This window comes from Nitrospira sp. (assembly GCA_024760545.1).
GTDB lineage: Bacteria > Nitrospirota > Nitrospiria > Nitrospirales > Nitrospiraceae > Nitrospira_D.
This window is the reverse complement of sequence record CP060501.1, coordinates 2,424,958-2,447,645: the sequence shown is the minus strand read 5'-3', so window position 1 is coordinate 2,447,645 and position 22,688 is coordinate 2,424,958. Positions and strand designations below refer to the sequence as shown.

Genomic DNA, 22,688 nt, shown 5'->3' with positions numbered 1-22,688 from the left:
ATCGGGGCAGTTCTGGTTCTTTCAACGCGTCTGATAAAAAGCAGTGGGGCCAGGTGATCCTGCGGCACACAGAACTGGCTGCTTACCGTTGCTTCCTTCCGGACCTGGCGGGGTTCACAGGGTTCTATTGCACAGGGCCCAGCCCCTATTCTCACGCTAGGCTCTCCAACAGTCCACACATGAGGTGTCATCCGCCCGTAACAATTACGATCCAACGATCAAAGAGCGGGCGATACACACGAAGTGCGGTATGGCGGAGAGGGTGGGATTCGAACCCACGGTCCCGTTGCCGGGACGCATGCTTTCCAAGCATGTCGATTCGTCCACTCTCGCACCTCTCCGCGTCGAGAAGTGTAAAGGGTGGTATCTTAGCATGCGTGTTCATGACCGGCAAGGCGGACGGTCTAGCCGTTGCGTCGGTTATGAGCTGGCCAGAAGGCGATTCTTGTCTCAAGACAATCACCTTTTGAGTTGCACCACGGTGAGCAGGAAAGAAGAGATTGCTCTCTACCCAGAGAAATCGATGAGGGGACCAACCTGTCTGACCGAACCATTCCTACTAGGGATGGAGTACCCCCGGTCGTATGGGTTGACACTTGCATATCTTCGACGGTACAACGCTATACGACATCGCGTGTTTTCGCTGTCTTACGGTGATAGCTTCGCAGACGTTCTCCACTGTGCGAGAGTGGCGGAACTGGCAGACGCGCGAGACTTAGGATCTCGTGGGCAACCGTGGGGGTTCAAGTCCCCCCTCTCGCACCACTACATCAATCCTTGAGGGAGCCCGATTTTGACAATGAAAATGGAAGTGACCGAGTTAGGGCCGATGAGACGTGCCTTGAAAATCGAAGTGCCGGCCGACGAGGTGACACAGCAATTTTCACGCGCTTATTTGGAGCTCAGCCGTCAGGTTCACATTCCAGGGTTTCGGCCAGGAAAAGCTCCCCTGGCGATTCTAGAGAAGCGGTATGCCAAAGCAGTCGAAGAAGATGTGATTCGAAAGCTTGTGCCGGATTTCTATGGTCGAGCCATCAAACAAGCCGGTATCAATCCAGTCGTGGTGGATATACCCCCCCTGGATAGGGTCACAATCAAGAAGGATTCCCCATTTACCTTCACGGCGACAGTCGAAATCAAACCCACGATCGAGCTGCGTAGTTATAGAGCCCCTAATCCTATTTCTCTCCCAGCCGACAAGCGTACCGTTGCAGAGGAACAGGTAGACCGTGCTCTCGAGGTGTTACGAGAGCAACAGGCTCGGTTGGATGCGGCGCCTGCCGGTACGGTCTTAGCCGAGGGAGACTATGCCATCGTCGATCTCGAGGGATACCTGGATGATATCGCTCTGGAAGGCACAAAGAAAGAAGGTCAACTGCATAAGGTGGGTTCGAAGGCCGCCTTACTGGGGATTGAAATCGATGCACACCTTATTGGAAGACATGACGGAGAGGTTATAGACATCCCTCAGACCTATCCGGTGAGTCATCCGGATCAGCGTGTCGCAGGAAAATCTGTCAGGTTCCGTCTCGATATCAAGGGGGTCAAACACAAAAAGCTTCCGGCTCTTGACGATGAATTCGCCAAGGACTGTGGACCATACGCATCGCTCCAAGAGTTAAAGGACAAGCTGCGCGGTGAAATGGAAAAGGCGCTCAAGAAAGATATCGAGGAGTCTTACAAAGATGTCATTCTCAAACGCCTGATTGACACCCATCATTTCGACCTTCCTGATACACTCGTGGAACGTGAACTCAGCACGATTGTGCGGCAGAAATTACAAGCACGGCAGCGGGGGAAAGCTCTCGACTCCCCCCCCGCAGCTGATGCAGAAGAACTGAAAAAGATTCGCGAGGAACACCGTGAAGAAGCGAATCGTCGTGTCAAGGCTGGATTGATCCTGGAAGCCATCGCTGAGAAGGAAGGTTTGGCTGTGAGCCAGGAAGATCTGAACAACGAGGTGACTCGATTGGCCACGGAACTGAGGGTGCCGATGGCCGATCTCGTAAAAATGATTCAAGCAGGTGGCCAGGACTCCATCGATGAATTACGAGCACGGATCTTGGCCGACAAAGCTTTGGATGTCGTCTATCGGCAAGCGGTCATTCAAGGATAAGCGCAACCACTCAGAGCCCCTGATCGCAACGGACAGGAGCCGTCGAGGAAAGGAATCGAGGAACATGTTGGTCCCGATCGTCGTGGAGCAAACCAATCGAGGCGAACGAGCCTATGATATTTATTCACGCCTTCTCAAAGACCGTATCATTTTCCTTGGTGCCCCGATTGACGATGTCTTCGCCAATTTGGTGATCGCGCAGCTTCTCTTCCTTGAAGCGGAGGATCCCGAGAAAGACATCAATCTCTATGTCAATTCGCCTGGAGGCAGCGTGACGGCCGGATTAGGCATCTACGATACCATGCAATATGTTAAACCCCCGATCAACACCATCTGTCTCGGTCAGGCTGCCAGTATGGGAGCGCTCCTATTGACCGCAGGAACAAAGGGCAAACGGTTTGCGCTGCCGAATGCCAGGGTGATGATTCACCAACCGTTGGGTGGATTCCAAGGACAGGCGACGGAAATCGACATCCACGCTCGAGAGATTCTAAAGATTCGCGAACGCCTCAACGAGATCATGGCTAAGCACACGGGGCAACCGATCGAGAAGATTGCTCATGACACGGAACGGGATTATTTCATGTCCGGTGAGGAAGCGAAGCGATACGGTATTATTGACGAGGTCATTACGCGGCCACCGAAATTCATGAAAGCCGTAGAATCCGGAGACGGAGCTAAAGGTAAGTAACACAGGAGGGTACATGGCCAAGCAGGAAAAGATGGACCGGCACTTGCGATGTTCTTTCTGTGGGAAAAGCCGTGATGAGGTTCGAAAACTGATTGCCGGACCGACCGTCTATATCTGTGATGAATGTGTCAACCTCTGTAATGACATCATCGCTGAGGATTGGGAAGAAGCCAAAGAAGAGATTTCGTCGAAGCTCAAGAAACCGGCGGAAATCAAACATCACCTCGATCAGTATGTGATCGGACAGGAACGTGCGAAACGCATTTTGTCTGTGGCCGTGCACAACCATTACAAGCGCATCTCGTCAAAAGAAAAGGAAGTTGACGATATCGAGCTTCAAAAGGGCAATATTCTCATGGTGGGCCCAACCGGAACGGGGAAGACGCTCTTGGCCCAAACCTTGGCCAAGTATTTGGATGTCCCGTTTACCCTCGCCGATGCCACAACGCTGACCGAAGCCGGTTATGTGGGCGAAGATGTCGAGAATATCATTCTGAAGCTCCTGCAAGCGGCCGACTATGACGTAGAGCGGGCTGAGCGCGGGATCGTCTACATCGATGAGATCGACAAGATCAGCCGGAAAAGCGACAGCCCGTCGATTACTCGCGACGTATCCGGTGAAGGCGTTCAGCAGGCTCTGCTGAAGCTGATAGAAGGCACGGTGGCGAATGTCCCGCCGCAAGGAGGAAGAAAGCATCCGCATCAAGAATTTATTCAAGTCAACACCAGCAACATTCTGTTCATTTGTGGTGGGGCGTTCGTCGGGTTGGAGCAGATCATCGAACAGCGTCTGAATCGAAAATCGATGGGCTTCGGAGCTGAAATTCGTGGGAGAAGCGACGTTCGCTTAGGCGATCTGTTGGCCAAGGTGCAGCCTGAGGATTTCTTGAAGTACGGCCTGATTCCTGAGTTTGTCGGAAGGTTGCCGGTCGTAGCGACGCTGGAGGAGTTGGACGAGCGAGCTCTGATTCGTATCCTGACCGAACCACGCAATGCCCTGACGAAGCAGTATGAAAAGCTGCTGTCATTCGAGAAGGTTAAGCTTCGATTTACGGAGGGGGCGCTGGGGGCGGCCGCACGAAAAGCCTATTTACAAAAGACGGGGGCTCGGGGACTTCGGGCGATCTTGGAAGAAGTCATGCTCGACGTCATGTACGATGCTCCTTCGCAGAAACAGATCATGGAGGTCGTGATTACGGAGGATGCTATTTTGGGTAAGAATCCACCGATGCGCATCTTCGAACAGGAAAATGACGCTAAGTCTGCGTAAACACTGCTAAATTATTAAAGTTCCACTCGGTCTTATACGATGGCTCGAGTGGGTTCCCATCGGACCGCTTCTTGTACCAGCGAGTACCGTGTCTTTCCTTTAGCTCCTCCTCTCATCTTTTCTCGACAAGTAGAAACGCTGCGCTATACTTGCCACGTGCACGCCGCTGAATGGAGGATGTGTGAAATACCCCGTTTCTTCAAGTCTTCGCCACAAGGGTAAGGTCCTGGAATTGGATGCGGCGCGAGAGATGGTCATCTTGTTGGGGATCAATGGGGAAGCGATCGGGAGTTTGTCGTGGGACTTCGTCATCGATCAAATTCTCGCGTACCGCAAGGTGTCTGTGCAAAAGGAAATCCGGTCAGAACCGCGCATTTCCCTCGCATTTCGGGTTCGCTACAACACCCCGGAAGGACCTCGATTCGAGAGTCGTGCGGGTGGTATCGGTGGAGGAGGGTTGTTTATTGAAAGCCAAGCGCCTCTTCCGATAGGGACCAAACTGGCCATGGAGTTCTCGCTTCCCGAGAAGTCCGAGGAATGGTTGCTGGCCAAAGGGACTGTGGCCTGGGTCTGTCCAAAAGCCGATCAATATACGTTCAGTCCTGGAATGGGAGTACGGTTTACTGAAATTGCTGAGGATGTCCGCGATCGAATCCATGAAATCGTGAAATCGATTCAGAACACGAGTCAAGCAGCCTAATTCCGTTCCTCATGCAGACCTCCCGGAACAATGACGGTTCTATGAAGTTTTTTGTCGTTTCTACCGCAGGTCATCAGGGTAAATCGCTCCTCATAGACCCCGGGCATGAAGCAATCAACGTGCATGACACTTCAGGTCAGTTGTTGGGCAATATGCCGTGGGGGGCGATCATTGAGCGTGTCCTCGCCAGCAGCGAAGATGCTCGGTTTGCCCATTGTCGGACGCAGCCACGTGCGCCCCTCGCACTGAAGGTTCGTTACACAACGCCGGAAGGAAAACAGTTCGATAGTCTGACCGGAGGAATCGGCGGCGGAGGGCTCTTTATTGAGAGTGGCGCTCCTCTGAGTCCGGGCACAGAGTTGACGGTCGAATTCGCGCTTCCGGATCGGCCGTGGGATAAATTCCAGGCTAAGGCGAAAGTCGCTTGGGTCCGCAACAGACCCGAGCGATACCTCCTTTTCCCAGGCATGGGCGTCCAGTTCATGGAATTGGACAAGAAGATTGAGGAGCAACTGGTAGGACTCGTCGAAGCTTTGAATCGCAGCCGAAATCCGCTCTGACCCACCCTAGTCTTTGACATCAAGACTCTCGTCCTGCAGCATGACCCATGTCATTTTAGTCTCGGCAATCAACCGCCTACGATTCGAGGCGATGCGGGCAGAGGATCACGCGGATCTTGGTGGGTCGTCTTGTACAGGCGGGAGTTCCTTAGCGGCATCGATGGATTGTTGGATTTCCTTTTGTGCTGCATCCATTTCAGCTTGAATGGTGCGCATCTGAGGGTCGACACTGCTTCGGACATCAGTCACGGCTTGCCGAAACGATCGTACGACCTCCCCAAGGCCTTCACCCAGATTCTGTAGGTCATCCGGCGATACTCCAACGGACGGCGTCGCTTTCGCTTTGAGAGCAGCTTGTTGCGCCTGCACACGGGCGACCGCATCCTTATTGACGATGGCTGAAGGACGTTTTGCGGCTGGTTTCGCATGAGCGCCGGCCGGCAACGATGGGTACGAGACACGAGCCGTCGGAGGCGGAGCTGCAGCCCGTTCCTCCATCGACACCACCTGGCTTGCGACTGACGCAGAGGGTTGATTTGGTGGAGACAGCGACGCTTGAGGATTTTGTGGGCTTGAGTTGTAGAGCAACGAGGCCGTGGTGCCAGGTGTGAGCTCAGGCCCCGGGATGTATGGAACATTCGGTTTGGCCGGTGTCGGAGACGGTGTTGTGACAGTGGGCGAGGTTGTTGTGACAACCGCAGGAGCCTGAACTGGTTGTGGCGGTTGTCCGGTTTCCTGCTGGACCTGACCCGAAGAAGGCTGGGGAGGTTCGTTGACTTCTTTCCTAAACCCCTTCAGCGCCTTGCCGACACCCTCACCGATCTGTGGTAGACGCCCCGCCCCAAAAATGATCAGCACAATCACTAGAATAATAATGAGCTCGGAAAAACCCATTGTGCCGAACATGCACGGCCTCGCACTGGATTAGGTGCCTTTACTGGATGAGTGAATCTAGCCGCCCCATAGACATCGTGTCAAGAAAGGGTGGGAGCAGAACGAACGGATGGCCAAAATCAAAGCAGCGGCACAACTTCTGTCTGAAGCGGTAGACCGTGCACAACGGCTTCACGATCCGAGACATAGACATCGAGCTCACTCCTGATTCCGAACTCTCCGGGAAGGTAGATGCCCGGCTCAATGGAAAAACAGGTTTTCGGCATGAGCCGACGACCGTCCTGAGTTTCCAGGTTGTCGATATTAGCCCCGTTGCCATGAACTTCCTCACCGATTGAGTGACCGGTTCGGTGAATGAAGAAGTCGCCATAGCCTGCCTCGCGAATCACGTGGCGGCAGACATCGTCGACCTCCCAGCCGTATGGAAATCGTCCCGCAGCGATCTGTTCCTGGACAAATGACAGTGCCGCATCGCGCCCTCGCCGCACATGTTCAAAGATCATGCGTTGCTTTGCCGGCACGTGCGTACCGGTGTAGCCGGTCCAGGTAATGTCGCCGTAGACTGCCCCGGGTGCGGTTTGTTTAGCCCACAGATCAATCAGCACCAAATTGTCTCGAGTAATGGACGAGGAGCCGGATTCGGCAGGACCGTAATGAGGATCGGCGCTATGGGCATCGACGGCGGCAATCGGAGCACTGGATGTCGTCATGCCCGTGTCGCGAATACGAGAGAGAATGAATTGTTGCAGTCCGTATTCGGATAGCGGACGTTCGTGGGTGAGACACGACGCAACGTGGGAGAAGGCGTCATCGACGATACCCCTGAGCCTCGTCACTGCGTATCGATGAGATTCCAGTTGCGCATCTGTCCAGACAGCCTCAAAACGTTGAACCAGATCGGCTGATGTGACCACCTCGAGCCCGAAACTCCGCATTAACTCGATCGTACCCGCATCGACCCTCGAGAGGTACGGCACAGCGTTGAGCGGTGAATACTGCATGGCAATTCGGCATCGGCCTCGCAAGAGGGAAGCCAATGCCATTCGCTGCTGTTCCCATGATACGTAGTGCTGCGTTTGACCGGGTAATTCATCCAGCACATGGGGTTCGATCTTATGAAGGAGTTTGACCGGTTCCCCGCTCGTAGGGATCCAATAGTACCAGCGCCGGGTGACGTGCCGAGTCGGATCAAGGAGCAACACCCGATAGGCTAGCGGGTCACTCCCACGAAAGTCGTAGAAGAGCCATCCATCAATTGTCTGGGCGTCTCGAAGCGCTTCTTGGATCGCGAGGATACGCGCATGGTGCGCAGTGAGGTTCATACGATGGCATCTTATCCTTGGGCTAGAGAGGCGTCAATCAAGCCGGGCTCGTTGTGTGAATATGTTACAATGATGGGCGATGATGTCGGAATCACCTCGAGATATCCCAGCCTATCGAGTGACGTTCTTTTTTGGGCCCGAACCCGTTGAGGGAAAATCAGACGCGCTGGTCTGCGTGTTCAATGTCAAAAAGCGGAGTTGGAAGGCGGGCATCCAGGTCGCTGTCGAACTCAACACCGTCCAGCTTTCGACTCTTCAACAGCGGATACAACTCACCGATCGACTTGCGAAGAGTTTGACGGCAGTCGATCCCCACGAGCTTGCACACTATCAAGAACGCACGGCCGATCTGTTCGCTCAAGCCCTCTGCTGGTGCAAGCTCGATCTTCGAGTACAGGCGGGTCTGACTCAAGAAAATCAGCGAATTCGAGCCGACGAGTTGGTGATCGAATTGGATCATGAGGTCGGCGCGCGCTCCGAATATGTTATCGCCTATATTTTGGAAGAATTGGATCTGGCAGCTGATCATTCGTTGCCATCGTCCTTCGGCTCGTAAATCGGCAGGGGGTTTGCATTTACCAGCGGATTTGTTATAACGCATGCCAGTGTTATCGTGTGATTACTGGCGGCTCGATTTGTCTATGGATTGAGCGGAAGGAGGCGACGCCTGTGAGACTCCCGATCGTTATATTCATGGTTATCATCACCTACTGTTCGATGGTTGCGGCTCCAGCCTGGAGTCAGTCGTCCTCAGCCGATACGCAGCAAGGGACGGCTTCTGGTGCGGGTATGGGAGCTGCGTCTGCCGCTGCCACTATTTTATATTTCCCGTTTAAAGCGGCATTTGCCATCGGTGGAGGTATTGTCGGTGGCTTGGCCTATGTCTTTTCGGGTTTTAGCGAACCAACGGCAAAGAGTATCTGGATCCCCAGCATGTACGGGACTTACGTCATTACTCCCGAGCATCTCAGCGGTGATCGTCCGGTCCGGTTCCTCGGAGTAGCTGCTGAAAACGAGGGAGCGCCGGCTGCCTCTGCGCCGATGAGCCACCCCGCTCAGTGATATGAACCCTGTCATCGGTGTGACGCCAGACTTCAATGCCGGTGACAGGAAAGACATGGGTGGACGCGAGCCGACCTACTTCCTGCGAGCCCGTTATATTCGGGCCATCGAAGAACTCGGTGGAATTCCTCTCATTCTTCCCTTAGTGGCTGAGCCTTCCGCTCGACGTCGGCTCCTTGACAAGGTCGACGGGCTCCTCATGACCGGCAGCGGGCCGGACCTTCCGCCCAGTCTCTACGGAGAACGGCAGCGCTACAAGTTTCCGCTAGTCAGTGAGCGCCGTGCCGATTTTGAGCTGGAGTTAGTCCGCCAGGCCAGAATGCGAGACCTCCCGTTGCTAGGAATCTGCGGAGGCATGCAAGCGATCAATGTTGCGTGTGGAGGTAGTCTCTTTCAGGACATTCCCGCACAGGTGCCGAACGCGATGGATCATCGTCAAAAGAGGAAGGCGATCCATGTCTCGCATCCGGTAACCGTGGCCCCCAAGAGTCTCTTGAACAAGGTCGTCGCACGAGGGAAGCTCATGGTCAATAGTTCCCATCACCAATCGGTCAAGACGGTTGCTCCATCGCTCATCGCAAGTGCCGTTGCACCCGATGGCATCATAGAAGCGATCGAATCTCCCGGGAATCGATTTCTGCTCGCCATTCAGTGGCATCCCGAATTTTTATTTGAGCGTCACGCGGTCCATCGGCGACTGTTCGAAGCCTTGTTGCGCGCGGCGCGACGAACTCGCTCATGAATGTGACGTGCCGTCCAAACGATCACAATCGGTCACCATCAGCATTCCCCTGCTATACTTGATCTTTATGGGACCTCCAGTCATAGATCCCACCACTGCGAATCCTAGCAGCTTGGGCTGGGAGAGACCGTGAGAAGCCGACTTCTCCGGACGAAATCCATCGATCAAATCCTCGCCGACGCCGACCGTCCGGAACATCGACTCAAGAAGACATTGACGGCCTGGGATCTGACGGCACTTGGGATCGGCGCGATCATTGGGACCGGCATCTTCGTCCTGGTGGGGACCGCCATTGTGGGCGATGCTCAGCGGCCAGGAGCTGGACCTGGGATTATTCTCTCGTTCGTCCTCTCCGGGCTCACCTGTGCATTAGCCGCGCTCTGCTATGCTGAGTTCGCGGCCATGATCCCCGTCGCTGGGTCGGCCTACACCTTTTCGTACGCCACGCTGGGAGAGTTTCTCGCCTGGCTCACGGGGTGGAATCTGATCCTCGAATACGGGGTCGCCTGCGTTGCGGTTGCCATCGGCTGGTCCGGCTACTTCAATAAATTGCTGAAGCTCGCGGGACTGGAATTGCCCTATTGGGCAACCAATCCACCTCATTGGGCCGGCGGCCCGGAGGGAAGTATCGCTAATTTTCCGGCTGCAATCATCGTGCTGCTGGTCACAGCCATCCTCGTGATAGGAATCAAAGAAAGTGCTCGGGCGGCCGGCATGATCGTCCTTCTCAAACTTGCGGTCATTCTCTTCTTCATCGCCGTCGGGGCTCCTGCCGTGAACGCGGACAATTGGACGCCCTTCATGCCCAACGGGTTCGAGGGGGTCCGGGCCGCTGCCGCCATCATCTTCTTTGCGTACATCGGATTTGATGCTGTCTCAACGGCTGCAGAGGAGGCTCGAAACCCTCAACGAGATGTTCCGTTGGGGATTCTTGGCTCGTTGGCTGTCTGCACCGTACTCTATATTTCTGTGGCTGCTGTGCTCACCGGCTTGGTCCCTGCGAATCAAATCGATATTCACGCCCCAGTGGCCGAAGCGCTCAGCCTCGTTGGGTTCAAGTGGGGCGCTGCCATCGTTGCAATCGGAGCTGTGGCGGGTATTACCAGTGTGCTGGTCGTCATGATGCTTGGACAAATTCGCGTGTTCTTTGCGATGTCACGTGATCAACTTGTGAGTCCGGGCTTATCCAAGGTTCATCCGACGTTTGGAACCCCGCATCGCGCCACGATCATAACAGGGCTGGCTGTGGCAATCCTGGCGGCGCTGTTTCACATCGGGGACGCAGCCGATATGACCAACATCGGAACTTTCTTCGCCTTTGTGCTCGTCTGCTTCGGTGTCATGCTGCTCCGGTACACGAAGCCGGATCAGCCCCGTCCCTTTCGTCTGCCCTTCATGCCTCTCGTACCGATCCTGAGCATTGGGGCGTGTCTTTACCTCATGGCAGGTTTGCCTTGGGTCACATGGATCCGCTTTGGGGTGTGGACCACCATTGGCATTCTCGTCTACGCCCTTTATGGGATGAAACACAGCAGACTGGCCGTGCAACCCGCCAACCGCGATGGAATGTCTCGATGAGTCCGGGGTAAAGAAACTAATCCGACTTTCCGGTCGGCTGTGTCGCAGAAGCAGGGGCTGTGGTAGACGCTTCTCCGACCGGGGCAGTAGCGGCTTGAACTGCGGCCGTAGCAGGCGTGGCCGGAGATGGGCTTGGAGAGGTACCTGCCGGAACTGCAGCAGGCTTGGGGGCAGCAGCAGGTTTGGGCGGAGGTGTAGCCGGCTTCGGTGGCGCGGGTTTCTCCGGCTTAATGCCTCTTTCCCAGGCCGGACCCGAATACATATCCGCGGTTAACCCCTTCGTCTTCCATTTTTCCTCGAAATCGGCCGCGGCTTTGTTGGGGGTTTCACCGACACCTGTCACATCGTTCCAAGGATAAACCTTCGGCCCAATCTGGCAACCGGACTCTGTCCGTTTCAGGTACAAAGCAATGGGATTGCCCCGGTAGGGTCCAAGAAAAATATGGACAGATCCAACGTACTCGAGCAATGAGGCCATAAGGCTCCCCAGAAATGCCCATGATGCCATAAGAAGTGAGAAGGGAGCAAGGCCGACTGAGGCAATCGCTGGGTGTCGGGGGCTGGAGAAAAAGGAAGAGGCGAATTGTCCCGTTCAGGTGTCGATTTTCGAGAATCGCTCGCGAGCCTGATTGATGGAACGCAAGAGGGCCTTGTGGCTTCGGCAGCCGACCGCAAGCTTTGCATCGGAAATCGTGACCGGTCGATAGGGAAGCAGGAAACGTTCCTTCAATCGACGGATCCGAGCGAGGGATTGTGCCAGCCGTGCAGCAGAAATGTCCCCATTCCCGACGGCCTTGTCAACCGCGTTGAACGCGGCCACGACTCTGTTGCGATCTTTGCAGATCAGAGGCATATCGCAGCCGGCCTGAATGGCCTGAACCGTCGCGTCTCCGATGCCGTAATGATCGATGATCGCGTGCATCTCGAGATCGTCTGTCAATACGACCCCGTCATAGTGCAACTCCTCGCGAAGAAATCTCCCAATAATCGCTGGAGACAGCGTCGCCGGGCGGGTGTCGTCCAACGCTTGATACAAAACATGGGCCGTCATCAGCGTCGCTACGCCGTTTGCCACCGCATGCCTGAACGGTGGAAACTCAATACGCTCGAGTCGTTCGCGTGCCGCCGTCACGATGGGCAATTCCTTGTGCGAATCCGAAGTGGTGTCGCCATGCCCGGGAAAGTGTTTCCCACAAGCCACCACACGATTGTCCTGAAGACCACCCACCGTAGCCAACCCTAATTGAGAGACGAGCTCAGGGGCTGAGCCGAAAGCCCGATCACCGATCACCGGATTCGTCGGGTTGCTGTTCACATCCAGCACCGGGGACATATTCATGTTGATGCCGACGGCCTTGAGCTCCTTTGCGGTCGTTGCTGCTGCAGCGTAGGCCAGTTCAGATGAGTGACATCGCCCCAGAACCTCGCATGGCGGGAAGATCGTGAATTCTTTCGGCAACCGTGAGACACGTCCCCCTTCTTGATCGATGGAAATTAATAGTGGGGAATGGGGGCTGCAGCGCTGGAGGTGGTTCGTCAAGTCAATGATCTGTGGCACTGAATCGAGGTTTCTCGCAAACAGGATCACTCCACCCGGCTTATACTCTGTGATAAGCGCGGCCAGGTCGGATGAAACGGTGGTCCCGTCGAACCCTATCATGAAGAGCTGGCCGATCTGGTCGCGAGAAATGGTCTGCATTCGTTCTCTCGTTTACAGGGAGCGAGTGATGAGGAACTGGATCAACAGCCTGGTCCCAATGCCGGTAGGGCCTTTGGGAATATACGCCCGTTCTCGTTCGCTCCAATCGGTGCTGGCGATGTCGAGATGGATCCAGGGACAGTCGCCGACGAACTTGCTCAAGAACAGAGCCGCCGTGATCATGCCGCCCCCACGTCCGCCGATATTCCGCATGTCGGCCACATCGCTGCGTAATTGCTCAAAATACTCGTCCCACAGCGGCATTTCCCACACGCGCTCACCCGCGCGGAGACCGGCCTTACGGATGGCGTCTTTCAAGTTCGCATCCGTGCCGAACATGCCGATCGCGAACTGACCGAGCGCGACGACACACGCCCCTGTCAGCGTGGCAATGTCGATGAGCGCGGCCGGTTTGAATCGGGTTGCGTAGGCAAGGCCGTCAGAAAGGATCAGGCGACCCTCGGCATCGGTGTTCTGCACTTCCACCGTCTTGCCGGAAAGCGTCTTGACGACGTCACCGGGCCTCATCGCCCGTCCCCCGGGCATATTCTCCGCCGCCGGAAGAATGCTGATGAGATTGAGGGGCAGCTTCAGCCGAGCTGCCGCTCGCATCGCAGCCAGCACCTCTGCTCCGCCGGTCATGTCGGCCTTCATCTGTTCCATATTCTCTGCGGGCTTGAGAGAGATCCCGCCAGTGTCGAACGTGATGGTCTTCCCGACGAGAACCACCGGCCGGTCGTCTTTCTTCTTGGCTCCGTGGTACTGGAGAATGATGAATTTCGGCGGTTCATGGCTGCCTTTCGCCACACCGAGTAACGCGCCCATGCCAAGTTCTTCCATGTCCTTCTGCTCGAGGATTTTCAGACTGATGCCGGCTTCCTTCGCCACGGCCTTCGCCTCGATGGCGATCTTCGTCGGTGTCATCACATTGGAAGGATGGTTGCATAGGTCCCGGACAAACACGGTGGCTTCAGCCGTCGCGACACCGCGACGAATCCCTTCAGACAACTGACGCAGTTGAGTTTTCTGAGGAGCCAGAATGGTCATTGCCGTCACGTCCCTACCTGTTGGAGTGTCACTCCGATAGGCGGTAAATTGATAGCTCCCCAAGATGGCTCCTTCGGCCATGGCCTGTGCCACATCCATCGGTGAGGTGCCGCGAGGCACTAGGCTCGGCAGCGCCACCGTAAAAACGCTGGATTTCGCTTGGCGCACTCGTTTAACCGCATGTCCCAGAGCTTGGCGAATCTGATCCAACCCCAGCTCATGTTTCTTGCCGAGACCGACAAGAATCAGCCGCTTTGCTGGAATTTTTCCATGCGTATGGAACAGCACCACCTCATTAGCCCTTCCTTCAAACTCCTTCGATTGCAGAAGTTCGTTGAGCGATCCACCGAGAGACCGGTCCAACACCGCCCCGTCTTCTTTGGACCATCCCGCTCCTTCACAATGCAGGATGACCAGCGCATCCGTCATCTCGGTGTTAACCCGTCCTTGTTTTGGCTCAACCCGCATGATCTGCATTCGGTTCTCCTTTGTATGTCAGTCGGCCGATGTCATCCGTCGATCACCGATCATCCCCGGCCTTCACACATCCCACGTGACGAGTGATGGCCTTATACTCCCCGCATATCGGGTGCCCAAATATGCTTGTGCAGTTGCAGCTGAAGGCGAATTGGCAGACGATCTGCCAGCAGCCATTCAGCCAAGTGGCGGGGATCCAGTGTGCCGAATACCGGACTGAAGAGGACAGGACAGCGTTCGGGCAGTCGGAAGCGATCCAGAACGTGTTTCGCCCATTCATAATCACGGCGGTCTTGGATGACAAATTTCACTTCATCCTGTGGTCGTAACCGTTCCACATTGGACCAGTGCATCCGTTCCATCATGCCGCTCCCTGGACATTTCACATCCAGAATGATGCGCACGGAGGGGTCGACGACGGACGTATCGACGGCCCCGCTGGTTTCGAGGAGAACCGTGAGTCCTTCCTCACACAACCGACGCAGCAACGCGGCCGTGTCCGCTTGTGCCAACGGTTCACCTCCTGTGACCTCCACCAGCGGACAGCCGTAGGAGCGCACCTGTTCGAGAATGTACTCAATGGACTGGTCCGTTCCTCCGAAGAACGCGTACTCCGTGTCACACCAGACGCAACGAAGCGGGCAACCGGTCAGGCGTACGAATACGCAGGGCTTCCCGGCGAAGGTGGATTCGCCCTGAACACTATGGAAGATTTCTGTCACGCGCATGAGAAAGGTGTGGGCTCGCCGATGTGTCGGTCGGGGGATTCGGCGAGGGAGATAGTGGATCTGATCACAAGCCGTCGCTCATTGCCATTTGACAACAGGCCAGTTCTTACGCCGGGCGATGGAGGCCATTCCACGAATGGGATTTACCACCGTCGGGTGTCCTACGGCACGGAGCAAGTCCAAATCACCGGGGCTGTCTCCATAGGCGTAGCACTGGGACAGATCAAGCGTCAGTTCATGGGTTAATCGATCGATGAGTTGGCGTTTCCCCTCTCCATATGGAAGGGGAGGCACAAGGAAGCCGGTGTAGAGGCCGTTCTGTTGCTGCAACTGACTGGCAAAGCACCGATCGGCCCGAAGTGCGTCAGCGACGGGGGCGATCAGGAAATCGATGGAACCCGTCACGAAGATAATGGCATGGCCGGCCCGGCGATGCTCGTCGAGCATACGCATGGCTGTGGGAGAGACACGAGGACATAATTCCTCTCGACAGAATTCCTCACCCAAGGGTTGGATCACTTGCGAAGGCTTCCCGGCCAGGTAGAGCTTTCGTTCGCGGAGCGGATGTAACGACAGGGGCGGGAAATGCCGCAGGAGCCAAGACACACTTTCGCGAGCTTCGGGCCAGCCGACGATACCGCGGCGCCACAGCCAGCGGAAAAATCTCACTTCGCTCGCTTCGCCAGGCAAGATGGTATTGTCGACATCAAAGAATGCCGCAACGGTGGCGGAAAGGCTTCGTTGATCAGTCCGTATCATAAAAGCGCCGACCGAGTTACAAAATGAGAGGCCAATTCTACCGGAGGCATGGTTCATTGACAAGAATTTTACCCTACTTCTATAATGCACCTCCTTTCCCCTCTATGCTGACCAAAGGCCTTGATGCAGGCTTCGTGTCAGCATCCTGCTGAGTGCCGAAGTGGTGGAATGGCAGACACGCACGTTTGAGGGGCGTGTGGCGAAAGCCGTGCGGGTTCAAGTCCCGCCTTCGGCACCATTAATCCAGCCAGTGTCAGAAGATCTCTCCTAGTCTGCATTATCAGCGGTCTCAACTTTCCTGCAAAGCAAAGCAACCGTACGGGCGAGTTCGTTTGCATTGAGTTGCCGTTTTCTGGGGTGGCAACGGTCGAGCTGTCCTCGAGCGGCAGTGTCATCCTGAGCCCATGCTACTCCTCTTTTTCATCAGAATCCGGATAGGAGTGGCATAATATCTCGGAAGGCGAAAGTTCGGTGAGACTCTCGGAATTGGTCGAAGTAATCTAGGCAACCAACCAAATGCAGTCCGACGGTAAGACGTTTAGCCTTTTCGCATGTCGGAGACTGTGGGATGCCGCGCATAAAGTCGTTGGTGGTTCTAGCGGAGTTGTTCTTAGTAATCACATTAACGACTTCTTGCTCAAAAACTGGAGTGTTTTCGGAGATGTAAATACCGTCAGCTCCGGGTAAGAGGATACCTCCGGTCAGATCGGAGCTCCACTTCGGCTTAGGTTGAAAACAATGACCAATGGCAGAATCGTTGAAGAGAGGAGTGACCACATCACCTTCTGGACTTATCCACGGCTTGAGGACAAAGTATTTGTGAGAGAAAACAGCGGGAGACTTTCCGCTGCTCAAAGCTCGTGCCTATAGAGGGGGGTGGCCGCTGCAGACACACGTTTCACGTTTTGTGGGTGCTCTTTTCGTATTCGCAATGGCGATGCCGAGTGAAGCGCTGAGCCAAGAGGCGGTTCTCGAGATCCTCCCACTCCGCCCGTTCAGTTTCGACGTGTCCTTCAACGATCGCACCTTTGCGCCAACCCAAAGAATTATCGCTGTTCAAGCCGGAATTACGGCACTCCGCTATGGCCCCCTGGAATTGAGGGGCATCTACCAGTATTACAGTCACCATACACCGACCTATATTACCGACCAACATTCCATGTATGCGAACCCACGTTGGAATAATTTCATCGACTTGTTGGATTTTCCAAACGGCAACCCCATCAGTGGCATCCTGCGACATGTTCTGTTCGGTCCGCTGGAGCACCGGGCGGTACCCTATGTCGGCGCAATACTGGGAGGGACCTTGCCGGGGCGAGGTGCACTTTCGCCGGGCTACCTGTATGGAGGACAAGTCGGTGTACGATTTCCTGTCGTTCAGGGAGTTTCCGTCGATATGGGACTTCAGTACACGCGATATGAGATTGATTTCCAGGGCAAGTCCGACTTGTCGCGACAATGGCTCTTCACCATCGGCATTCGGTTTTGAGCCGATGGCTCGTGATCCTCGTGACATGTCAAGACATGGAGGAGATGGATCATGCGCCTCTGGGCTCGCTGCCTATAGGCGATCGCCTTTCTCACCACACCCACCGTGTCCCATCTCTTCTCTGGCAACGCACCCGCACCCTGTTGTAGGGCTCGGGTTGCTTCTTGGCTGCCTCATACTCATCTTGAGGGGCGTTCAGCAGGAGAACGAGGCGCTGTGAGGGTCTCGGCTTCCGGCCATCGAAACGATGGCCAATATCTCGGTGCCAAGCGCTCATAGACTTCTGTAATCGACCATGGGGGGAACTCATACATAGGTCCACCGCTCGCGTTATGCCCCAGATTCCACTGGCGCACGTGGTACCTGCGCGCCAAGAGAGAAATCGGATGCATGGCAGACATGTCGAGCGTGACCACGTGGTTGTCGTCTTCTCTGGGATCGGTCATCGCGAAGTGGCCTGCAACTTTACTCCGCCAAATTAGGACGTCTTTGATCTCAGAGATGCCAGTTACGTAGGCCTTGCAGGCAGCGGCTATACGCTTTCGTCCGGCCTTGTTCTTCAGGTCCTTGCGACTGGCTGCGCCGCTGTTTAGGGAAGCCAGAAGACCCACGAGATTCACATAGGTACACAACGACACTCCAAACCAGTGGAAGTAACTTTCCAGCAAGCGAGCCTCCCGTGGGTCGGTACCGGGGTGAGCGGCGCGCTTCGCTGCGCCGTCCCTGCGGCGCAAGGGCTCTTCCTTCTGCCACACTGTCATCGCGATGTGATTCAAGCCCGTCTCAAGGGACATGAGAGTCGAGAGCTCAAAGATGCCGGTATCCGCTGAAATCTGCGTAGGTACCAGGTGGTCGATGATGACGTTTATGCTTGGCTCATCTGTTGGCACGACACTCCCTCCCGAGGACAATGGTTTGTGAATAGGCTTCGTTGCACTGCGGAGACTCGAGTTATCCGGTGACTACTCTATCCCGCACGGGCGTCTTTTGACTAGATGTTGCAACCCTAATTATGAGACCCATAACCCGCGAGTCGGACGGGCAGTTCGAGGGTGGCAGATGTATGGCGTAAGCGTGTTTTAAGGAGCAGCGAATCAGCATGAAACTGAATGACATGACCCGAAGTCAAACAGTGGTCTACAATGCTCCTATACAGGGATGACAAGGGATTGCCAAAATCTTCAAGGACTTACGCAATCTCTCTTGGTACAATCTCGCTTTCGGCACTATTGATTCCGAACATCCCTCCCCGGTTATCTTCCTAGGGTCTCTGGCTCATTCGGATCTGGACTTTCATCCCCATCTCGTAGGACACTAGCCCATTTTTGATCTCTTGTCGTACGCCTGAGTGACATGCGATGAGATCGCCTCATCCCAAGTTGATCTCTACCATCTCATGGCCGTTTGATTCGTTCGCGTCTGTGACCCCCAACTCGTCTTCAATCGGTCGGCCCCATCACATGGCAAGGAGTCTCACATGATCTCTACCGGTAATCTTTCTGTTTTGGATTTACTGCGCAAACGGGTCGCCGATCTGTCCCATGAACTGGCCGAGCGGGACAGTGTGTTGCACGAACGAACTCGGCACCTCCGTGTTGCCCAATCTCTGGCTCATCTGGGCAGCTGGGATTGGGAGATCGAGAGCGGCGAAGTCCGATGCTCGAACGAGCTGTATCGCATCTTCGGCCGTGAACCTGGATCTCACCACATGACTTTCGAGATCTTTGTATCGGCACTGCTTCCAGAAGACCGCGACCGGGTTGTCGCTTCAATCGATGATGCCTTGGGGGGAAAGGCACCGTACGATGTGGAGTATCGAATCGTTCGTCCTAACGGCGACGTGCGGATGATTCATTGCTGCGGCGAGGTCCTGCGCGACGACAATGGAAAGGCGTGTCGCATGTCCGGCTCCGTTCTGGATATTACGGAGCGCACGCGCACAGAGGCGATGTTGCGGTCCTCAGAGGAAAAGCTCCGGCAGGCCCTTCAAGCATCGGGAATTGGACTGTGGGACTGGAATACCGACACGGGGGATATGACTCTTTCAGAAGAGTGGAAGCGCCAGCTGGGGTACCGGGAGGCGGAACTCCTGGACTCGTTCAAGACCTGGGAGGCGCTGTTACACCCAGATGATCATGATCGCGCCGTCGCATATGTGCGGGAGTACGTGCGTGTACGTCAGGGAGAGTATCGGCAGGAGTTTCGCCTGCGGCACAAGGATGGAACATACCGATGGATCGAAGCCCGTGCCTCGTTTGTGGCGGAAGCTGACGGTCGCCGGATTCGCCTTCTCGGCTCGCATACCGACATTACAGATCGTAAACGGATGGAAGAAGCAGTGCGGGAGAGCGAAGACCGGTACCGAGCGTTGGTTGAACTTTCACCATCCGGAGTCTTCGTCTTCCGTGAAGGACAGACCGTGTATGTCAACCACACGGGCGCCATCCTGATGGGGGCGAATGATCCCCGGGAAATTCTCGAACGACCGATGTTTGATTTCATCCATCCGGATTATCACCACGACGTCCGTGAAAATATAAAGCGGTTACTCAACGGGAGAGATTCCGTTCATAGCGCGGAACGAATCTATCTGAAGAGCGATGGAACACCGATCCACGTTCAAGTTGAAGCCGCACGGATCATGTGGGACGGCAAACCCGCCATTCTTAACCTTGTTTCCGATGTCGCTGAGCGTAAGCAGGCGGAAGAAGCGCTGCGGGCCAGCGAGGAACTGTTCTCCAAAGCGTTCCGGTCCAGCCCGGACCCGATGATTCTGGTGGAGCTTGACTCGGGCCGGTGGCTTGACGTCAACGACGCCTGTCTCGCCTGTCTTGGGTATTCTCGAGAGGACGTGGTCGGGCGCAAGGGAGATGACATTGAACATTGGTTGACGCCGGACATCCAGGTTCGCTTCATTGAAAGAGTGAACCGCGAGGGTTCAATCCGTAATTTCGAAGCTGCTGTAGAAACGGCCAGCGGAGAGCACCACGATTGCCTGATGTCCGCCGAGCGAATCGAGTACAACGGCAAATCCTGCATGATCATACTCAGCAAAGACATTACTGAACGAAGACAGGCGGAACAGGCCCTCTGGAAGAGCCGGCAAGCCATCCGCGCGCTCCACGATATCTCGTCGGCGCAGGGGCAATCGTTCAAGGAGCGGGTCGAAGCGCTGCTTCAGCTCGGGTGCCGATTCTTCGACCTGCCGATCGGGGTCGAAACCTTTGTCCGGGGCGAAGAGTTGGAAATGGGCCCGGTCAACGCACTCGAGCCCGCTTTCCATCCAGGCATGCGCGTGCCTCTGTGCAACACGTACTGTGGCGAGACCCTTCGTCAGAGCGGGACGTTGAGTTTCGAGCATGCGGGTGCGTCTCCGGTGTGGCGCCAGCACCCGGCCTACGCGACGCTGAAGTTGGAATCGTACATCGGGGCCGCGGTTAACGGATTGGAACGCACCTACGGAACGTTGTACTTCGCGAGTGTCGAACCCCGCGACAAACGTTATACCGAGTCCGAACGCGATTTCATCCAACTTATGGCGAGGTGGCTCGGCAGTGAGCTGGACCACCAATCGGCTCTGGACGCATTGCGTCAGAGTGAGGAACGATACCGGACCCTCTATGATGAAACGCCCTCGATGTATTTCACCGTGGACGGTGCGGGAATCATCCGGTCCGTTAATCAGTACGGCGCGCAGTACTTGGGCTATGGCGTCGAGGATCTGGTGGGGAAGTCCGTGGCGACGATCTTCTTTGAAGAAGACCGAGAACGTGTTTGTGCTGAAATGGACGCGTTCTTTCGTCATCCGGAAGGCGTGGCGCAATGGGAATTCCGCAAAGTGCGACACGATGGCACGGTGCTGTGGGTCCGTGAGTTTGCGCGTGTGCTGCAAAGCCTGGATGGAGAACCATTGGCCCTGATCGTGTGCGACGATATCACCGAGCGCAAGCATGCGGAAGAAGCACTACGTGCCAGTGAGGAACGGTTTGCCAAGGCGTTCCAGGCGAGCCCACATCCTGTGGTCATCAGCGAGATAGACACCGGTCGGCTGGTGGAGGTCAATGAAGCCGCGTGTCAGCTGTTGGGCTATCGCAAGGACGAAGTCGAGGGACACACCACCTTGGAAATAGGCGTCTGGTATTCGGCCGAGGAACGAGTACGTTTCGTTGATTTATTGAAGCGTGTGGGGTCGATCCGCAATTTGGAAGTCAAACTGCGGAGCAAACTTGGCGAGGTTCGCCAGTTCCTCTTGTCGTCGGAGCTGATCGAGCTCAAGGGCAAACAATGTAGTGTGACGGTGGGGGATGATATTACAGACCGAAAACGTGCCGAGGACGAGTTACGCCGATCCCATGCCTTCTTGCGGCAGGTCATCGACGGCGATCCGAACTTTATCTTCGCCAAGGATCGCGAAGGACGCTTTACAATGGTCAATAAGGCGGTCGCTGATTGTTACGGAACCACTGTGGAAAACCTCATCGGGCAATCGGATGCTGATTTTAATCCCAACGGGGAAGAGGTGGAGTTCTTTCGTCAGAAGGATCTCCAGGTCATGAACTCCTTGCAGGAATGCTTTATCGCGGAGGAGAAGATCACGGATTGGTCTGGCAAAATGCGATGGTTACAGTCCATCAAGCGGCCGATTATTGATGACCAGGGGCACGCCCACATGGTGCTTGGCGCGTCGACCGACATCACCGAACGGAAGCGCATGGAAGAAATGCTCCTGCAACGCGAACGGGATTTGAGCGCGGCGCTTCAAGAACGGGAACGGATCAGCCAGGATCTCCACGACGGTATCCTCCAATCGCTGTATGCGGTCGGGCTCGGGTTAGAAACGTGTAAGCCGCTGATCAGGGAACAACCGGAACGCGTCGCTGAAAAATTTCTGACGACACTTGATCAGGCCATTGGGCAACTCAACCAAGTGATGGGAGAGGTCCGCAATTTCATCGCGGGTCTTGAGTCTCACCTTATGCAAGGCGGTGACTTCCCGACGGCCTTGCGAACCATGGTCCAAACCATGTGCAGTTCCTCGTCGGCCACATGTCGGGTACGGATCGACGACGCAGCTGGGCGGCATATCACAACCGAGCATGCGCTCCATATCATCAACATTGTGCGGGAGGGGTTGAGTAACTCCCTCCGTCACAGTCATGCCACACGCATTACCGTGTCATTGCGACAGCTCATTGGTTCGGTCCGTCTGGCTATTACTGACAATGGCATCGGATTCAATCCACGGTCGGCCCATGGGGTCGGTCACGGATTGGAAAATATGGCGGCGCGGGCTCAAAAAGTCGGCGGATTGTTTGCCGTACGGGCGGAGCCGTACAAAGGAACAAGAATTCTGCTGGATCTTCCGAAAGACGCCGATGGGAACTCCAACTAATATGCTCTTTTGAGAGGTATGCGGGAAAACCCATAAGGGTTGGAGACCCGTCGTTGACGCCATCGGCCTGAATACCTGCCCAGAGTCGGATTCTGACTCTGGGTCCATTTGGATCTAGACTTTCCTCCATTCCCATAGGACACTGGTGCCCTCTTGAGGCCT

At 55.5% G+C, this 22,688-nt stretch carries 19 protein-coding genes, 3 tRNA genes and 1 other RNA gene; 13 read left to right on the top strand and 10 right to left on the bottom strand.

Annotated elements, in window-relative coordinates:
* Positions 1-44 precede the first annotated feature (44 nt).
* An RNA gene (gene ffs / locus H8K03_11525) (signal recognition particle sRNA small type) lies at positions 45-144 on the bottom strand.
* A gap of 107 nt (positions 145-251) precedes the next feature.
* Positions 252-341, bottom strand: a tRNA-Ser gene (locus tag H8K03_11520).
* A gap of 341 nt (positions 342-682) precedes the next feature.
* On the opposite strand from H8K03_11520, the gene H8K03_11515 reads away from it, so the two are divergent.
* The 6 genes from H8K03_11515 to H8K03_11490 all read left to right on the top strand — a co-directional run bounded on the left by H8K03_11515 (position 683) and on the right by H8K03_11490 (position 5,337).
* Positions 683-765: transfer RNA gene (locus H8K03_11515), tRNA-Leu, on the top strand.
* 34 nt (positions 766-799) lie between these two features.
* A complete protein-coding gene (gene tig / locus H8K03_11510) occupies positions 800-2,116 on the top strand; it encodes a trigger factor (GenBank protein UVT18468.1) in 1,317 nt (438 codons plus the stop codon).
* Between the two features lie 64 nt (positions 2,117-2,180).
* Complete coding sequence (gene clpP / locus H8K03_11505) at positions 2,181-2,807, top strand: ATP-dependent Clp endopeptidase proteolytic subunit ClpP (protein UVT18467.1); 627 nt, start codon at positions 2,181-2,183, stop codon at positions 2,805-2,807.
* A gap of 13 nt (positions 2,808-2,820) precedes the next feature.
* On the top strand, positions 2,821-4,077 hold the full coding sequence (clpX, locus tag H8K03_11500) for an ATP-dependent Clp protease ATP-binding subunit ClpX (GenBank protein UVT18466.1): 1,257 nt from the start codon (positions 2,821-2,823) through the stop codon (positions 4,075-4,077).
* Between the two features lie 181 nt (positions 4,078-4,258).
* The gene (locus H8K03_11495; GenBank protein UVT18465.1) at positions 4,259-4,777 is read left to right on the top strand and encodes a TIGR02266 family protein; all 519 of its coding nucleotides are present in this window, start codon (positions 4,259-4,261) and stop codon (positions 4,775-4,777) included.
* Between the two features lie 41 nt (positions 4,778-4,818).
* Entirely contained in the window at positions 4,819-5,337 is a 519-nt protein-coding gene (locus H8K03_11490; protein UVT18464.1) for a PilZ domain-containing protein, read from the top strand.
* A 105-nt stretch (positions 5,338-5,442) separates the two neighbouring features.
* Here H8K03_11490 and tatA read toward each other — a convergent pair whose 3' ends face one another.
* Positions 5,443-6,243, bottom strand: a complete 801-nt coding sequence (tatA, locus tag H8K03_11485) for a twin-arginine translocase TatA/TatE family subunit (protein ID UVT18463.1) — start codon at positions 6,241-6,243, stop codon at positions 5,443-5,445.
* A 107-nt stretch (positions 6,244-6,350) separates the two neighbouring features.
* Complete coding sequence (locus tag H8K03_11480) at positions 6,351-7,553, bottom strand: M24 family metallopeptidase (protein ID UVT18462.1); 1,203 nt, start codon at positions 7,551-7,553, stop codon at positions 6,351-6,353.
* Between the two features lie 79 nt (positions 7,554-7,632).
* Between H8K03_11480 and H8K03_11475 the strand changes: the two genes are divergently transcribed.
* The 4 genes from H8K03_11475 (at position 7,633) to H8K03_11460 (ending at position 10,935) form a co-directional block, all read left to right on the top strand.
* Positions 7,633-8,109: a hypothetical protein gene (locus H8K03_11475; protein UVT18461.1), complete on the top strand. Its 477-nt coding sequence runs from the start codon at positions 7,633-7,635 to the stop codon at positions 8,107-8,109.
* Positions 8,110-8,222: 113 nt separating this feature from the next.
* Positions 8,223-8,615 carry a hypothetical protein gene (locus H8K03_11470; GenBank protein ID UVT18460.1) on the top strand — a complete coding sequence of 131 codons (393 nt, stop codon included), beginning with the start codon at positions 8,223-8,225 and terminating at the stop codon, positions 8,613-8,615.
* Position 8,616: 1 nt separating this feature from the next.
* Positions 8,617-9,357: a gamma-glutamyl-gamma-aminobutyrate hydrolase family protein gene (locus H8K03_11465; protein ID UVT18459.1), complete on the top strand. Its 741-nt coding sequence runs from the start codon at positions 8,617-8,619 to the stop codon at positions 9,355-9,357.
* Between the two features lie 129 nt (positions 9,358-9,486).
* Entirely contained in the window at positions 9,487-10,935 is a 1,449-nt protein-coding gene (locus H8K03_11460) for an amino acid permease (GenBank protein ID UVT18458.1), read from the top strand.
* 16 nt (positions 10,936-10,951) lie between these two features.
* On the opposite strand, the gene H8K03_11455 is transcribed toward H8K03_11460, so the two are convergent.
* From H8K03_11455 to H8K03_11435, 5 genes are all read right to left on the bottom strand, one after another.
* Positions 10,952-11,413: a hypothetical protein gene (locus H8K03_11455; GenBank protein UVT18457.1), complete on the bottom strand. Its 462-nt coding sequence runs from the start codon at positions 11,411-11,413 to the stop codon at positions 10,952-10,954.
* Between the two features lie 114 nt (positions 11,414-11,527).
* Positions 11,528-12,634 (bottom strand): beta-N-acetylhexosaminidase, encoded by a 1,107-nt coding sequence (gene nagZ, locus H8K03_11450; GenBank protein ID UVT18456.1) that lies wholly within the window; start codon positions 12,632-12,634, stop codon positions 11,528-11,530.
* Positions 12,635-12,646: 12 nt separating this feature from the next.
* Complete coding sequence (locus H8K03_11445; GenBank protein ID UVT18455.1) at positions 12,647-14,158, bottom strand: leucyl aminopeptidase; 1,512 nt, start codon at positions 14,156-14,158, stop codon at positions 12,647-12,649.
* Between the two features lie 92 nt (positions 14,159-14,250).
* Positions 14,251-14,886, bottom strand: a complete 636-nt coding sequence (gene queE / locus H8K03_11440; protein ID UVT18454.1) for a 7-carboxy-7-deazaguanine synthase QueE — start codon at positions 14,884-14,886, stop codon at positions 14,251-14,253.
* 78 nt (positions 14,887-14,964) lie between these two features.
* The gene (locus tag H8K03_11435; protein UVT18453.1) at positions 14,965-15,645 is read right to left on the bottom strand and encodes an HAD family hydrolase; all 681 of its coding nucleotides are present in this window, start codon (positions 15,643-15,645) and stop codon (positions 14,965-14,967) included.
* A 154-nt stretch (positions 15,646-15,799) separates the two neighbouring features.
* On the opposite strand from H8K03_11435, the gene H8K03_11430 reads away from it, so the two are divergent.
* Together H8K03_11430 and H8K03_11425 are read left to right on the top strand one after the other, a co-directional pair.
* Positions 15,800-15,883 (top strand) — tRNA-Leu (locus H8K03_11430).
* A gap of 699 nt (positions 15,884-16,582) precedes the next feature.
* Positions 16,583-17,134 carry a hypothetical protein gene (locus H8K03_11425; protein UVT18452.1) on the top strand — a complete coding sequence of 184 codons (552 nt, stop codon included), beginning with the start codon at positions 16,583-16,585 and terminating at the stop codon, positions 17,132-17,134.
* A gap of 179 nt (positions 17,135-17,313) precedes the next feature.
* On the opposite strand, the gene H8K03_11420 is transcribed toward H8K03_11425, so the two are convergent.
* Positions 17,314-18,024: a hypothetical protein gene (locus H8K03_11420; GenBank protein UVT18451.1), complete on the bottom strand. Its 711-nt coding sequence runs from the start codon at positions 18,022-18,024 to the stop codon at positions 17,314-17,316.
* A gap of 587 nt (positions 18,025-18,611) precedes the next feature.
* Here H8K03_11420 and H8K03_11415 point away from each other — a divergent pair.
* A complete protein-coding gene (locus tag H8K03_11415; protein ID UVT18450.1) occupies positions 18,612-22,526 on the top strand; it encodes a PAS domain S-box protein in 3,915 nt (1,304 codons plus the stop codon).
* The last annotated feature ends 162 nt before the right edge of the window (positions 22,527-22,688 follow it).